This is a genomic window from Anabaena sp. CS-542/02 (assembly GCF_028331085.1).
GTDB classification, from domain to species: domain Bacteria; phylum Cyanobacteriota; class Cyanobacteriia; order Cyanobacteriales; family Nostocaceae; genus Anabaenopsis; species Anabaenopsis arnoldii.
Window position 1 is genome coordinate 77,561 of the sequence record NZ_JAQMTM010000072.1, and the last position, 13,974, is coordinate 91,534.

Here is a 13,974-nt window from a genome sequence, read left to right on the forward strand (position 1 = left end):
TGATTATATCAAAATCCTATGGACGCAATTTTTATCCCGCAACTTACCAAAGCGCCGGAGCGGAGAGAGGAAATCGAAGTTAAAGAGTTTCTCCCCGGTTTGGAAAGCTTAACACCTGTTCGTGGTCGCTTGCGGATAGAGCATCATGGCAATTACTTAGAAGTATCTAGCAAAGCCGAAACAATTGTTACTTGTACTTGTAACCGCTGTTTGCAGCAATATAACCATCGTTTAATAGTGAATACCAAAGAAGTTATTTGGTTAGATGAAGCCGCTAATCAAATACAGGATATACCTTTAGAGAGGGAAGTTGTGATGGAAGATTTGCTGGAAACCCTCTCACCTGATGGTTATTTTTATCCGAGTGAGTGGTTATATGAGCAGATGTGCTTGGAATTGCCTCAGCGCCAGCTTTGTAACCTCAATTGTCCGGGTATTTTGACTGGTAAGGTTGATAGTTCAGACAAACCTGTTGATAGTCGTTGGGCTTCTTTGGAAGCGTTAAAAAAGCAACTTCCGGGGTGAGTAAATGTTTTAAGTTGTAGTGCTTGTGATCAGCCTGAAAAACGATTTATTAGTTCATCCTAACTTAAGACATTGATCAATACACCCGGTTTCTGAGAGCCGGGTTTTTTAAATAAATATTTTTAAGTTTTGAAAAATTATGAACTTTCGTGAAGAATTTAAATTGTTGCTACGCGCGCGCTACCCTTTGATTTATATCCCCACTTATGAGGAGGAACGGGTAGAAGCCGCAATCCGGGAAGAAGCGACAAACCAAGGAAACCGTCCTGTATACACCTGGGATTTTGTGGATGGCTACCAGGGAAACCCCAATGATACAGGGTTTGGCAAGCGTAACCCGTTGCAAGCTTTGGAATTTGTGGAAAAGTTGCCAGCTTCTGCCCCTGCTGTCTTGATTTTACGTGATTATCATCGATTTTTAGATGATGTGGCCATCGCCCGCAAACTTCGCAACTTAGCTAAACTCCTGAAGTCCCAACCGAAAAATCTGGTATTGCTGTCGCCCCGGGTTGCTATTCCTGACGATTTAACCGAAGTTCTCACGGTGGTGGAGTTTCCTTTACCCGCAGCGCCGGAAATTAAAGCTGAGGTGGAAAGGTTAGTACAAAGCACTGGTAATAATTCCCTATCGGTGAAAGTTATCGATGACTTGGTGCGTTCCTGTCAAGGTCTGTCCATGGAACGGATACGGCGGGTTTTGGCTCGAGCCATCGCATCCCATGGAGAATTACAACCAGAGGATGTAGACTTAGTTTTAGAGGAAAAGCGCCAAACTATCCGCCAAACCCAAATCCTGGACTTTTACCCAGCCACTGAGCAAATTTCTGATATAGGGGGACTAGATAACCTCAAAGATTGGTTACTGCGTCGGGGAGGCTCGTTTACTGATAAGGCGCGACAGTACGGATTACCCCACCCTCGTGGTTTAATGTTGTTAGGTATTCAAGGAACAGGTAAATCTTTAACAGCAAAAGCGATCGCTCATCACTGGCATTTACCCCTGTTACGTTTAGATGTGGGGCGCTTATTTGGTGGTTTAGTGGGTGAATCAGAATCACGGACTCGCCAAATGATTCAGGTAGCGGAAGCCCTCGCCCCCTGTGTATTGTGGATTGATGAGATTGATAAAGCTTTTTCCGGACTGGGTGGTAAAGGTGATGCAGGTACTACTAGCCGTGTGTTCGGTACTTTTATTACCTGGTTAGCTGAAAAGACCTCACCTGTATTTGTTGTTTCCACTGCTAACGACATCCAGTCCCTACCAGCAGAAATGTTGCGTAAAGGGCGATTTGATGAAATTTTCTTTGTGGGTTTACCTACTCAAGATGAAAGAAAAGCAATTTTTAACGTTCATTTATCCCGACTGCGTCCCCATAACTTGAAAGGTTATGATATTGACAGACTAGCTTATGAAACACCGGATTTTTCAGGAGCCGAAATTGAGCAAACTTTGATTGAAGCAATGCACATTGGATTTAGTCAAAACCGCGATTTTACTACTGATGATATTCTCGAAGCTGCCAGCCAGATTATACCCCTGGCGCGAACAGCTGTGGAACAAATTCAACAATTACAAGAATGGGCTGCATCTGGGAGGGCGCGTTTAGCCTCGAAACACAATATTTTGGGTGATACTTTCGGTAAGTTACGTAATTAATCATTCGGATGTTAAGTAGGTCAACGTACTTAATTAAAGATAAAACGTCATTGCGTTAGCGAAGCTTGGCGTTAGCCATACGGAACGAAGTGGAGTGAAGCAATCCCTATCCACATTTTACGTTGCTGAATTTTGACCTACTTAATAATTTTTCCCAACGTTTGTACAGAATTTTAATGGCACCCCTCCACATTCTTTATTGGGGATGTATATATATAGGCATACACTTACCTGGAAACCTTGGGTTGAAAATGGAAAACCCTACTTAATAAAGTCATATTTTTTTACATATTTACTCGGAATCTTTCGGAAAACCTAGCACAATGGTACTGCGAAATTTAAGAGTAGCCTGATACAGCAAGTAATGATATGGTATGTACAGGACTTACGCAAAACAGAACGAAAGTAGGGGTAATTCATGAATCACCCCTACATCAGAAGCAGGTTTTTAGTCCAATCTTGCGTAAGTCCTAATGTAATCAAACTGTGGATGCAAACTTTAATAATGAGAGTTTCTCATGACTTCTCAAGCTCCCTCAAGTTCTTCGGTTAAGCCGAATTTTCTGGAGAGTCTATTCCGACGATCGCGAATACTTATTGGTATATTTATCCTCTGGACAGTATCTCTAGTAGCTTACACTATCATTTCTCAACAGAGCTGCGATCCTATCCTATGGTGGCAGCAAGGTCAACAAACAGAATGCTGGATAACTTCTGTTCACCCTGAACATTTAGAGATTACATTAGGTGAGCAAGCCACCCTCACCGCTCAAATACGCAATATTGGTTCCAATACCCCAAAATTTGATTGGAGTTCAAGTAACTCCAATGTAGCAATCCAAAAACAAGATAATCAAGCTCATGTTCTAGCTAGGTCAGTGGGAAAAACTGAAGTGCAGGTTAAGTTTGGTATTCAAGAAAATCAATCTAAAGGAAACAATCTACCAGCCTATAGTATTCCAGTTGAAGTTTTACCCAAGTTAGCCGTTAACCCCCAACAGTTACGGATCAAAGCAGGCGAAACCCGTAAATTAGAAGTCAAAATTGAGGGTCTTAGCTGGTTAGAAGATAAATCTCTCTCGTGGAAGATTAATAATCATAGCCTGCTTGAAATTGATAGCTCTAATCAGGTAAAAGCCTTAAAACCCGGAAAAACTGAAATCACAGGAGTGTGGAACAAAGATGAACGACTCACCCAGACTATCCCGGTAGAGATTTTAGAAAATCCACCTCAAATCAAAGCCATTCAATTGGTGAATAAACCAGAGCAGCTTTATGTGGGCACACAAGGTACGGTAAAATTTAATGTTGAATGTCAAGGTAACTGTACTCCAGCCGATCACACCGTATCTTGGTCATCTGAGGTTCCCACTATTGCTAGCATTTCTGGCCAAGGTCAACTATTAGCGCTCAATCCTGGAACAACCAAGATTGTTGGGATATCGAATTTAGATCCCAACAAGTCTACTGCGTTTGTATTAAAAGTTTCAGAACCCATTATCACGGGTCTCCACTTGGAACCACGAGAAAAAAAACTGGGAATAAACGGTGATAAATTTCAATTTAAAGTCAAGTTGGAAGGAAAAGGGGATTTTAATCAAGAACTTTCCTGGGAATCCGATAATCCCAAAATAGTTGAGGTGAACCAGGATGGTGTAATTACCGGACAAAAAAAAGGTACAGCACATATCTCCGTGAAATCCTTTGCTGATTCCAGTAAAACAGATACGGCCAGTGTGGAGGTGAAACCCTTGTGTAGTCCACAAGACGCGGCCATCGTTGGAAGCGTCACTACCGTTGGCGTAACTGCATTAACGGTTCCCCCGCCATTCGCAGTTGGTATCGGAAGTGCGGTAGCCTGGGGATATTGCTGGTTCGTTGAAAATGTAAATTGATGAACATTTTTATCATGGAAAACCAAAAAAAAATATTCGGACTTCCCCCATCCTTAGTCAAAATTGTGGGAGGAATTGCAATTTTTGTTTTGTTTTTAGCTTTACTTCCTCACCAAATTTGCATTAACTCAAATTGTCCCCCACCACCACCACCATTTCCACCGCCCATAATGGTAATAGCTGGAATAGTCAGTTTAACCTTAATAACTTTCTTAGGAATTCCAGTGGTACCAGCTTTACTTGCAGGAGCAGGAATTTGGTTTGTTATCGAAAAAATTGATTTTCTTAATTTCTTTCAATAATCATCATGAAATCAGTTATCAAGCTGCGGAATGTTACAAAAACCTATGTGATTAATCAAAAAAAGCAGAACGTCTTAGACGATATTAACCTAGATATTCTGTGCGGAGAATTTATTTTACTGCGTGGGGATAATGGCTCTGGAAAAACTACCTTAGTAAACTTGTTGTGTGGATTACAATCTCCCAATCAGGGGGCTATTGAAGTTTTTGGTAAATCACCAGAAGATCCGAAATCTCATTTAAGACTGGGGACGATGTTACAACGGGCAAAACCTGTGGAATATCTGACTGTCAAAGAAACTATTCAGCTATTTCGGAGTTACTATCCCCAACCCCTGGAACTTGAAGATACCATTAAGCGATCGCGTTTAGACACAAAACAAAACGATTATGCAACCACCTTAGCTGGGGGACAAGCTCAATCTTTATATTTTGCATTAGCGATTGTGGGAAACCCAGATTTACTCATTCTTGATGAACCTACTAATAATCTTAGTCAAGAGGCTCGTGAAAATTTCTGGAAGCAAGTTCGAGAATTCCATAGCCAAGGAAAAACCATTATCGCCATTAGCCATAGTCAACAAGATTGTGATGAAATTGCTGATTTAGTGACACGGGAACTGATATTAGAACCAAGTCATGGAAAAATTCAAGAAATTTCCTCACCTCGCTATCAAGACCTTCTAGCTGTTGTTAACAGCACAGACAATTCTCCGCAACATTCTCCAGCTAGCAGTGACTATCAAGAAAACAATTTTATCAGCAATTCCAAAGCCTTTTGGGGACAGTTCTATGCTGAGATGTTACAAGGTTTTCGGAAAATCGATACTGTGCTGGGGAGTGCTATTTCAGCTATTGCCATTGGCTACTCTAATAAAACTAGCCAAGAATCCTTCCAATCCAATGTATCAATTTATTTAGGTGCCTTGATTCTTTATCTTTGTATTGCTCAGTTCTGTTTGAAAATTGCCTCAGAACGCGATCGCGGTTGGTTAAAACTCATCCGAATCACGCCACTACCCTTTACAACCTATCTTGCAGCCAAAGTAGGGATTTTTTCATTGCTGGCTTTAACAATAAGTGGATTATCTCTGATTACCGCAGAAGTGGAGAGTTTGGTACATCACAAACCAGCGTTAGCATTTGAACCCTGGATGCTCTGGTTAAGTGTAATCCTACTATTAGCCATTGTTCCCTTTGCTATTTTCAGCTTCACCTTGGGGTATCTCTTTAAATCTGAGTCTGTCCGGTGGGTGAGTCTGATAGTTATAGCTTTCGTGGGATTAACAGTAGGATGGAACCCAACCAAAACCAGTTTGTCTCCTCAACCTTGGTTTGAGCAATTGGTTCTTTATTCCCCTGCTTATCATTACGGTCAATTAATCGCTTGGATAGGTCAAGTCAATTTCCAACATATTTTTAAGTTTGACAACCACCCCCTAGTTCATATCCTGTGGTTACTATGGTGGACAGTCGTTGCAGGGGTGCTAGCACGATGGGCTTATCGTCGGGAAGTTCTATCAGGCTAGGTAGGGGATACAAGCAAAGTCAGAGGCGATCGCATCTTTGTGCATCCTGTGTATCAAAGCCTTCATGAATAATTAGCAATAGTAAGGCGGCACTCACTTTTTTTTATCATCAAGTTACCATAATTTTACACTGGCTGCTCCAGTACATTTTTTATCGGAGTGGTCAATATTTAATTATGAATTACTATTGACTATTGACCATTGACGATGAGGTGATAAGGATGCTTTCTAATTTACTTAAGTTGATACTCGGCTTTGTCATGGCCATCGCTATTCTAATCGGTAGCGGTGTTACCGTTGCATTTTATTTCATTAATCGAAATTTAATCCCCCCGCCTAAACCTATTTTTGCAAATGACGGTACGTCTTTACCACAAGAAGCTCCTCAAACAACTGAGGTAAATATTATATCCACCCCCGAACCAACTCCTACGGAAACGCCCCCGGAAACTCCCACGGAAACATTACCACCGGGAGCTTACCGAGGCCGTGTGACCTGGACTGAAGGCTTAAGTGTGCGAGCTGAACCAACGTTGGATGCTCCCCGTGTGGCTGGGGTGGGGGTGAATGAAGAACTGATTATCTTGGAAGAAAGCCAGGATAAAAGATGGCAAAAAATTCGCACTCAAAGCCAACAGGAAGGTTGGGTAAGAATAGGTAATACGGAACGAATTGATTAATTTATCATGAAAATGCTGAAAACCGCGGCAGAAACAGCAACGTAGTTAGGTTTCTCGTACTTTAGGCACAGGGGTGTGGGCAGAAATTTTTCAGAGTTAAATTGATAAGCTTACCTGGGAACCTTGCTGAGTTTTATTCACCTCAATGCGGGCTTGAAAAGCTTCTTTAAGATGGGGCATATGGGTAACTGTGAGGATACAGGCAAAATCAGAGGCGATAGTATTAATGGAGGCAATTAGGCGATCGCATCCTTCGGCATCCTGTGTACCAAAGCCTTCATCTATAATTAATAATTGCAACGCTGCACCAGCCCTCTGTGCCAGTAATTTTGCTAGGGCTAAACGGATAGCAAAGTTAATTCTAAACGCTTCGCCACCGGAGTAAGTCTCATAGGCTCGTGTTCCCCTGGAATCAGCTATTAAAATATCTAAGGTATCAATCAGCTTGGCGCTTTTCTTCTTGGCGTTACTACTCCGCCCGGCTTTTTGAGTAATAAATTGTACGTGCAATTGATTAGCACTCAACCGCGATAACAGTTGATTGGTCTCAGCTTCCAGTTGAGGTAAGACGTTCTCAATCATCATTGCTTGGATACCATTTTTACCAAATGCTTGCGCCAATTCCTGATAAACTCGTTGTTGCTGCTTACAAGTTTGTAGTTCCTGCTGTTGTTCCTCATACTGGGTTTGCAGGTTTTCCAATTGTAACATCACCTGTTCTAAACGCCCCAGATGTGATATGTAATCATCAAGTTCTTGTCGGCGTGTGTGAATTTTCTGCTCTAAAGCGTTTATTTGCTCCGTGGGATTGGCTGATTGCTCTAACTGTTCGGTAATATTTGCAATTTGGGTCAGGAGTTTTTCCCGTTCTTGCAATCTTTCCCTCCTAGAAGCGTCTAAATCCTGCCATCGTTGCTGGAGTTGGGGATACTGCTGCTGGGCTGATAAAAGTTGCTGATAACGCAATTGCCAAGATTGAGCTTGGCGTAAAGCTTGGCGCAGGCTGTTATGTTGCTCTGAACTGTAACCGATTTCGGCAATCTGACGCTCAAGTTGAGAAATTTGTTTCGCACAGTCAGAATCAGTTTTATCCTGCTGGATTTTAGTGTGTAATTGGGCAATATTCCCTTGTAATTCTGGTTTGCGGGCGGCTATTTGCGCTTGTCGCTTGGCTGCGTCTTTAATTTGCCCTTGTTTAATTTCTGCCCACCGCCACCGCTCTACTTCACTGCGAGCCAGAGCGTGGTCTTGCTCATTATAATTCAGTTGTTGTAAATATTCATCTAATTGCCGCAGTTCCGCCTGTTGATCTGGGGCGTAATCACCCACTTCCAGCGATCGCTCTAAAAGCTGCTTGTTAGTAGCTAATTGTTGTAATTCTTGCTCAGTGTCCTTAATAGATTGCAGTTGTGCAGCTAACTGACCTCTTTGTTCTCGTAGATTATCATAAGGGGACAATTTATGATTTATTTCCCGATATTCCTGTCTCAGTAGTTGAATTTCTCGATCTGATACTGCCTTTTGTTCCCGGAATACCCACAACTGGTCTTCAGTATCCTTGTAGTCATCTTTAGTTTTATCTACGACACGATTCCAGTGATGTTCATCTAAAGGACGCTCACACAAGGGACAAATTGCATCAGGGGTGCGGAGCATTTGCAATTTTTGCTCCAACTCCCCCAATAATCTTTCATATTCCCGTTCTTGACCTTGCAGACGTTCCATAAAGTGCCGTCTTTCCTGTCCTTTTTCCTGTACTCGTTGCAGGTAAACTTTATCTTTCTCCATTTGCGAAATCTGGGTTTCTAACTCTCTGGCCGCTTGTTGTAGTTGCTGTTGACGTTGTGAGGAGCTTTTTAGTTGGTTTTCTCTAGCTTGTAACTGTTCCAGACGTGCTACAACCCCAGCATGAACTTTATCCAGTTGACTTTGCAGGTTTTGCCGTTGTTGTAACAAAGGAGAAACTTGCATTTGCAGTTGATCCAATTGAGTTAAACGCCGACGGGCGGATATTAGTTGTGCTAAAGCAGCTTCTACTTCACCAGATTTATGAAGAGTTTCCTGAATTTCTCGCTCTTGGGGTTCTAAGGCTACTAATTGTCCTTCAACTTGTTGTAGTTCCCTTTCTAGTTCGTGAATTTGGCTAGTTAATTGCTGTTGCTTTTGTTGCAGCAGTACCGTTGCGCGGGTGTGTTCTTGAAACTTAGTTGCTAAGGCTTCTTCTTGTAACTCCAGATTTTGATACTGCCTAAAGCCATTGTGTATTTCGGTTTCCTGATTTAATATTGCTTCTAAATCTGACAGCTGACTTTGAATTGCTGATTGTTCCTGTTGTAGGCGATCGCTATCTTGAGTTAAATTTTGCTGTTGTTGCCTATAAAAATTAAGTTGTTGCTCCCAATTTTGGCGCTGATGCTGGATAACTTGCAAACTTTGTAATTGAATATTCTCTAAGGACTGGAATTGTTGCAGTTGATTAAGTTCAGTTTCCAATTTTGCTTTTTGGTCCGCGGTTACTTCCCGTTTTTGCAGCTGAATTTGACTCGACTCCAGAGTACGCTCTAACTCCTCAGACCTAGCCTTAAACTGGCGAGATGCATCTTTTGCTCTTTCTTCGAGTTGATCATATTGATTGAGTTTTAATAACTCTGCTAAAATTTCCTTGCGTTCACTGGGACGCTTGATCATAAATTCGTCAGCACGACCTTGACGCAGGTAGGCAGAATTAATAAAAGTATCATAATCAAGCTTGATGTGTTGTAAAATCAAGTCCTGGGTTGCTCTGACACCTTTACCAGTCAGGGCGCGAAACCCAGAAGTTGTTTCAATTTGAAATTCTAGGACACCACTAGCACCCCTAACTCTTGTGCGAATCACACGATATTTTTGCTGGTTACATTGAAAAATATAATCCACCCGAACTTCTTTCGCCCCTGAATGAATCACATCATCTTCAACACCAGCGCGGCTTTCACCCCAAATTGCCCATGTGATTGCTTCTAACAGAGAAGACTTACCGGCACCATTAGAACCACAAATACAAGCCGTATGCAAACCGCTAAAATCTAAACTTGCATCACGGTAACTGAGAAAGTTTTTGAGGATAAGTTGTACTGGAATCATTGAGGCTACAGCACCACATCTAAGTGTTTTCCTATTTGGCAGTACAGATGCACTATTTGATAGTTTAGCTATGTGCTTCTTACTATTGTAGTATTTAAGTCCGTAATTTTACTAAACTTAACAATATGATGACGCAATTTTTCATATTAGGCAAATTATTTTGCTCATTTGACCTAAAAGAAAATCATCCTGCTTGTGGGAGTTGTATTCATATGGTTGTAACCTTTTCCTTTACCAAATCTTAATCAATCTTTTTTATCTGGTGATCAAGAATGTCAGATGCATATTTACAAGCATTTCATCTGCGCTATACAAGGACGGACTTTCCTCACCACTCCACAAGATTGATCATATGAGGATGTGTATTCTATTTACTTGAAGAGTGCTGCAATTGGTGAGATATCTATAGCATTTCCCATGCTCGTGAGGTACAATTTTTTTTAGTTTGAGGGAACAGGGAACAGGGAACAGGGAACAGGGAACAGGGAACAGGGAATAGGGAATAGGGAATAGGTGTGTACTTCATGAGCCTGAAAAAGGCTTTATAACTATACTTACATTAAAACACAACCAGAAACAATCATAATCAATAGCCCGTCAGATCATAGAGCACATACATCAAGCACAAGCATATTATGAATACTCTTCACCAATGGAAATATCACACCGCTGCACTCGTAGCAATGGCAATTAGTAGTACTGTTACTCCAATGATGGCCTTTACTCCTGCTAATGCCCAGTATACTATTGGGCAAACCAGAACAGTGACAATTCCAGGTAACGCTAACGTGAGTCTTCCTGTCACACACGAAAAAGAAAGAGTTGTTGTGGTTCGCGGGGAAACATTAAACCTGACATTGAAAATATCAAATGACATCATCGATAATCGCAGAAATATCTTAATTCCCAGAAACACTGAAGTTGTAGGACAGCTAGAACCCGTATATTTCGATAACAGAAGCAGAAACAATGACAATGTTAGGGGTGTGAGGTTCGTGGCCAGGGAGTTAGTCTTTACTGATGGCCGTCCTAAGCAATTAATTAATGCTTCCTCTCAGATAATTAGCAGAACTGAAACAATTAGTAAAAATGATAGCAGTAAAGTATTAACAGATGCTGCTATTGGGGCTGGTGCCGCTACTGCAATTTCACTAATTACAGGAAACCGCAGAGTTGAAGTTTTAGAACCTCTCGGAGGTGCTGCTGCTGGTGCTTTAGCTAGTGTATTGCTACGGAAACAACAAGTTGAAGCATTCGTTTTAAGACCCGAACAAGATTTGACGCTGCGACTTAATTCCAATTTAGTCATAAACCTGTAATAAGATTGACTATATTTGATCTGTGAGTTTAATTATTTACCATGAGCGATCGCCAGTGCAAATATATATGGCAGGCGATCGCTTCATTTTTAGCTGTTATATTTAGCCATGATTAAATAATAACATAATTTATGCAAACAGCATAATAAATCCTATCTCATATTATCTTATATCCATTACTACAAAGAACAAATGATAGTTAATAGTCTCAGGATTAAAAATCAACAGTTCAGGAACTTTTAATCACCCAAATTGTCTGAATACCTAGGAGAAAAACTGAAATTTAGGGCAGTAAAAAGCAATGTTGAATTTAAATCCTTGGCAATCTGGAACCCCAGCACTTTTAGCCGTAAGCTTCATATTAGGCACTCTAGCACCCTTAATCACAACCACACCATCATTAGCTCAAACGAGATTTTCCGATGTTCCATCTAACTATTGGGCAGCACAGTTCATCCAAGAGTTGTCTAGGCGAGGTGTAATTGCTGGGTTTCCTGATGGTAGGTTTCGCCCCGAAGAAGCAGTAACCCGCGCTCAATTTGCCGCGATGATTAACAATGCGTTCCTAAAAGCACCACAACGGCAAGCAATCAATTTTGTGGATGTTCCTAGTAATTTTTGGGCATCTAATGCCATTCGACAAGCCTATACCATCGGTTTCTTAACAGGGTATCCAGGTAATCGCTTCGAGCCTAACCAGAATATTCCGCGCCAACAGGTTTTGGTAGCTTTAGCCAACGGGTTAAATTATTCTCCGAGTATTAATACTCAAACTACTTTGCAAATTTTCAACGACAGCTTTAATATTGCTGACTGGGCGCGTAGTCCCATCGCTGCAGCTACTGAGCGGCGAATTGTGGTGAACTATCCTAACGTTCAGTTGCTGAATCCAACTGTAACCGCCACCCGCGCACAGGTGGCAGCTTTTATCTATCAGGCGTTGGTTAGTTCTAATCAAGCCTCCGCAATTATTTCTCCCTATATTGTCGATATTGTCGCTGTTCGGCCTACCACCCCCACACCGATATCTGTGACTATTCCCCAAGGGACTGTGATTCCTGTGAAGTATGCTCAGGGGCAAAAAATTCTCGTCACCAAAGATGAAACAGCGCCTTTGACTCTGACAGTATATCAAAATGTAATTACCCGACAAGGAACTGTAATCATTCCGGCTGGTAGTCAAGTTTTCGGTAAACTCCAACCTGCTCAAGGCGGTTCTCAATTCGTGGCGGAGAAGTTAGTTTTGACCACAGGTGAGGAGTATAAAATTAACGCTTCTTCAGAAGTAATTACTAAAACTGAAACTATTAGAAAGGGTATTAACACCAGTACAATTATCCGTAATAGTGTCTTAGGTGCTGGTGCTGCGGCTGCGGTGTCTGCCGTCACAGGCGATGGCGCTATCGCTACAGAAGAGGTGCTAGGTGGTGCGGCTATCGGCGGTTTGATTGGCCTGTTCTTTGGCAGAAATAGCGTTGAGTTAATCTCTATCGTCCCAGATACGGATTTACAAATAACAATCAATCAAAACTTTCCGGTTTCGGTGAGATAATCATTGGCGATTAGTCATTGGTAACCAAATTATAAATGTAGTTCCCGGTGTATGGGGTGAAACCAGACTCGAGTTAATTGCAGGGCTGAAAATTTCCATTTCGCCCTCCATTTGTTCTATTAATTGTTTGGCGATCGCTAGTCCCAAACCACTACCAGGAATTTGACTTTGGGCTTGCACTCCCCGATAATGGCGTTCTCCCAAATGGGCTAAGTCTTCTGGTGGAATTCCTGCGCCGGTATTACTAATAGCAATTCCCTGAAAATTAGGTTTTTCCTGCCCTAATTGAATGACTATTTTGCCCCCATGAGGAGTGTATTTTAGAGCATTATCAATAATATTGCTGAATACTTCTGGTAATGCTTTGACATTAGCCTTTACCGGGGGCAAGTGACCGGGAATTTCGGTTATGAGTTCTAGATGACGCTCCTGTGCTATTGCTTGAGCTGATACCAATAATGGTGTTAATAAATCAACTACAAAGCAATCAATGTTTTTCTCTCCTATTCCTGGCAATAAGAGTACCGGTTTGGGTTGTTTTTCGACAGTTGCTTCCACAAATACTTCGTTTTCAGGCAATGACAAGGGCGCGACATTCCCCTCTGTCCAATCAATTACTTGCTCGAACTGTCGAAGTAATTCTTCGAGGCGATCGCTTTCCCTGACAATATTAGTTCCTACGTCTCGGTTGGGATCACCTGAACGCAGGCGTTTTAATAGCAGTTTGCCGAAGGTGCGTAAGGCGGTCAATGGGTTACGAAACTGGTGTAGTAAATTATCCAGCAAATCTCGCTGCTGTGCTTGCAGAATTTGTTGTTGATGTAGCTGATGCTGTAACCAGGCTCGACGTTGGTCTAGGAAACACCCTATGGCTATGGTTTGCACGATTTTTTCAATTTCGCTTTGTTCCTGTTCATTCCAGTCCCTATCTTCTCTACCTGTAATCAATAGACCCATCATCACCCCTTCATGAATCAGAGGTAGGACAATTTGGTGTTCACTGAGTCGAGATTCCTCGTGTAAATCTGCTTTTTGTGCATCTGCTTTCCTTGTCTCATCCAATGAAATCCTTGATCCCTTACCCTCTGCCAATAACTTACCCTGTTGCTCATGTCTGACCAAAACATCCCCAAGTCTTGCCCCAGTCATTTCTTTCCCCCGAGGTAATACTGCTGTCTCCGGGTGAACCACCACAGGAATGAGTTTCGCTTTACCAGCAGGAGCATCTAGCAGTTCTTCTGTTAGATAAACAACACATAATGATGCTCCCAGCCCTTGGGCTAGCAGTGCTATTTGCTCTCGGCATAGAGCAACAAAATCTGAACTGGCAGACATTAACATTTTTTTAGCTTTTGCTCAGGATTACAGAATTTCAGGGAAGATAGAAAAGGA

The 13,974-nt window shown here is 41.9% G+C and carries 10 protein-coding genes; 8 read left to right on the forward strand and 2 right to left on the reverse strand.

Annotated features, from left to right (window positions below):
- Positions 1-18: 18 nt before the first annotated feature.
- The 6 genes from PN447_RS07640 to PN447_RS07665 all read left to right on the forward strand — a co-directional run bounded on the left by PN447_RS07640 (position 19) and on the right by PN447_RS07665 (position 6,588).
- On the forward strand, positions 19-525 hold the full coding sequence (locus PN447_RS07640) for a YceD family protein (protein WP_271762107.1): 507 nt from the start codon (positions 19-21) through the stop codon (positions 523-525).
- A gap of 139 nt (positions 526-664) precedes the next feature.
- Entirely contained in the window at positions 665-2,182 is a 1,518-nt protein-coding gene (locus tag PN447_RS07645) for an AAA family ATPase (RefSeq protein WP_271762109.1), read from the forward strand.
- 518 nt (positions 2,183-2,700) lie between these two features.
- On the forward strand, positions 2,701-4,077 hold the full coding sequence (locus tag PN447_RS07650) for an Ig-like domain-containing protein (RefSeq protein ID WP_271762110.1): 1,377 nt from the start codon (positions 2,701-2,703) through the stop codon (positions 4,075-4,077).
- Positions 4,077-4,379, forward strand: coding sequence for a hypothetical protein (locus PN447_RS07655; RefSeq protein ID WP_271762112.1), 303 nt, complete (start codon positions 4,077-4,079; stop codon positions 4,377-4,379). The genes PN447_RS07650 and PN447_RS07655 overlap by 1 nt, the downstream gene beginning before the upstream one ends.
- 5 nt (positions 4,380-4,384) lie before the next feature.
- Positions 4,385-5,908: an ABC transporter ATP-binding protein/permease gene (locus tag PN447_RS07660; protein WP_271762114.1), complete on the forward strand. Its 1,524-nt coding sequence runs from the start codon at positions 4,385-4,387 to the stop codon at positions 5,906-5,908.
- A 221-nt stretch (positions 5,909-6,129) separates the two neighbouring features.
- Positions 6,130-6,588 carry an SH3 domain-containing protein gene (locus PN447_RS07665; RefSeq protein ID WP_271762115.1) on the forward strand — a complete coding sequence of 153 codons (459 nt, stop codon included), beginning with the start codon at positions 6,130-6,132 and terminating at the stop codon, positions 6,586-6,588.
- A gap of 96 nt (positions 6,589-6,684) precedes the next feature.
- Here the strand turns inward: PN447_RS07665 and sbcC are convergent, their stop codons facing one another.
- A complete protein-coding gene (gene sbcC / locus PN447_RS07670) occupies positions 6,685-9,711 on the reverse strand; it encodes an exonuclease subunit SbcC (protein WP_271762117.1) in 3,027 nt (1,008 codons plus the stop codon).
- Positions 9,712-10,346: 635 nt separating this feature from the next.
- Here sbcC and PN447_RS07675 point away from each other — a divergent pair.
- Positions 10,347-11,030, forward strand: coding sequence for a conjugal transfer protein TrbI (locus tag PN447_RS07675; protein WP_271762118.1), 684 nt, complete (start codon positions 10,347-10,349; stop codon positions 11,028-11,030).
- 301 nt (positions 11,031-11,331) lie between these two features.
- The gene (locus PN447_RS07680; RefSeq protein WP_271762120.1) at positions 11,332-12,582 is read left to right on the forward strand and encodes an S-layer homology domain-containing protein; all 1,251 of its coding nucleotides are present in this window, start codon (positions 11,332-11,334) and stop codon (positions 12,580-12,582) included.
- Here the strand turns inward: PN447_RS07680 and PN447_RS07685 are convergent, their stop codons facing one another.
- Positions 12,583-13,923 carry a sensor histidine kinase gene (locus PN447_RS07685; protein ID WP_271762121.1) on the reverse strand — a complete coding sequence of 447 codons (1,341 nt, stop codon included), beginning with the start codon at positions 13,921-13,923 and terminating at the stop codon, positions 12,583-12,585.
- Between the last annotated feature and the right edge of the window lie 51 nt (positions 13,924-13,974).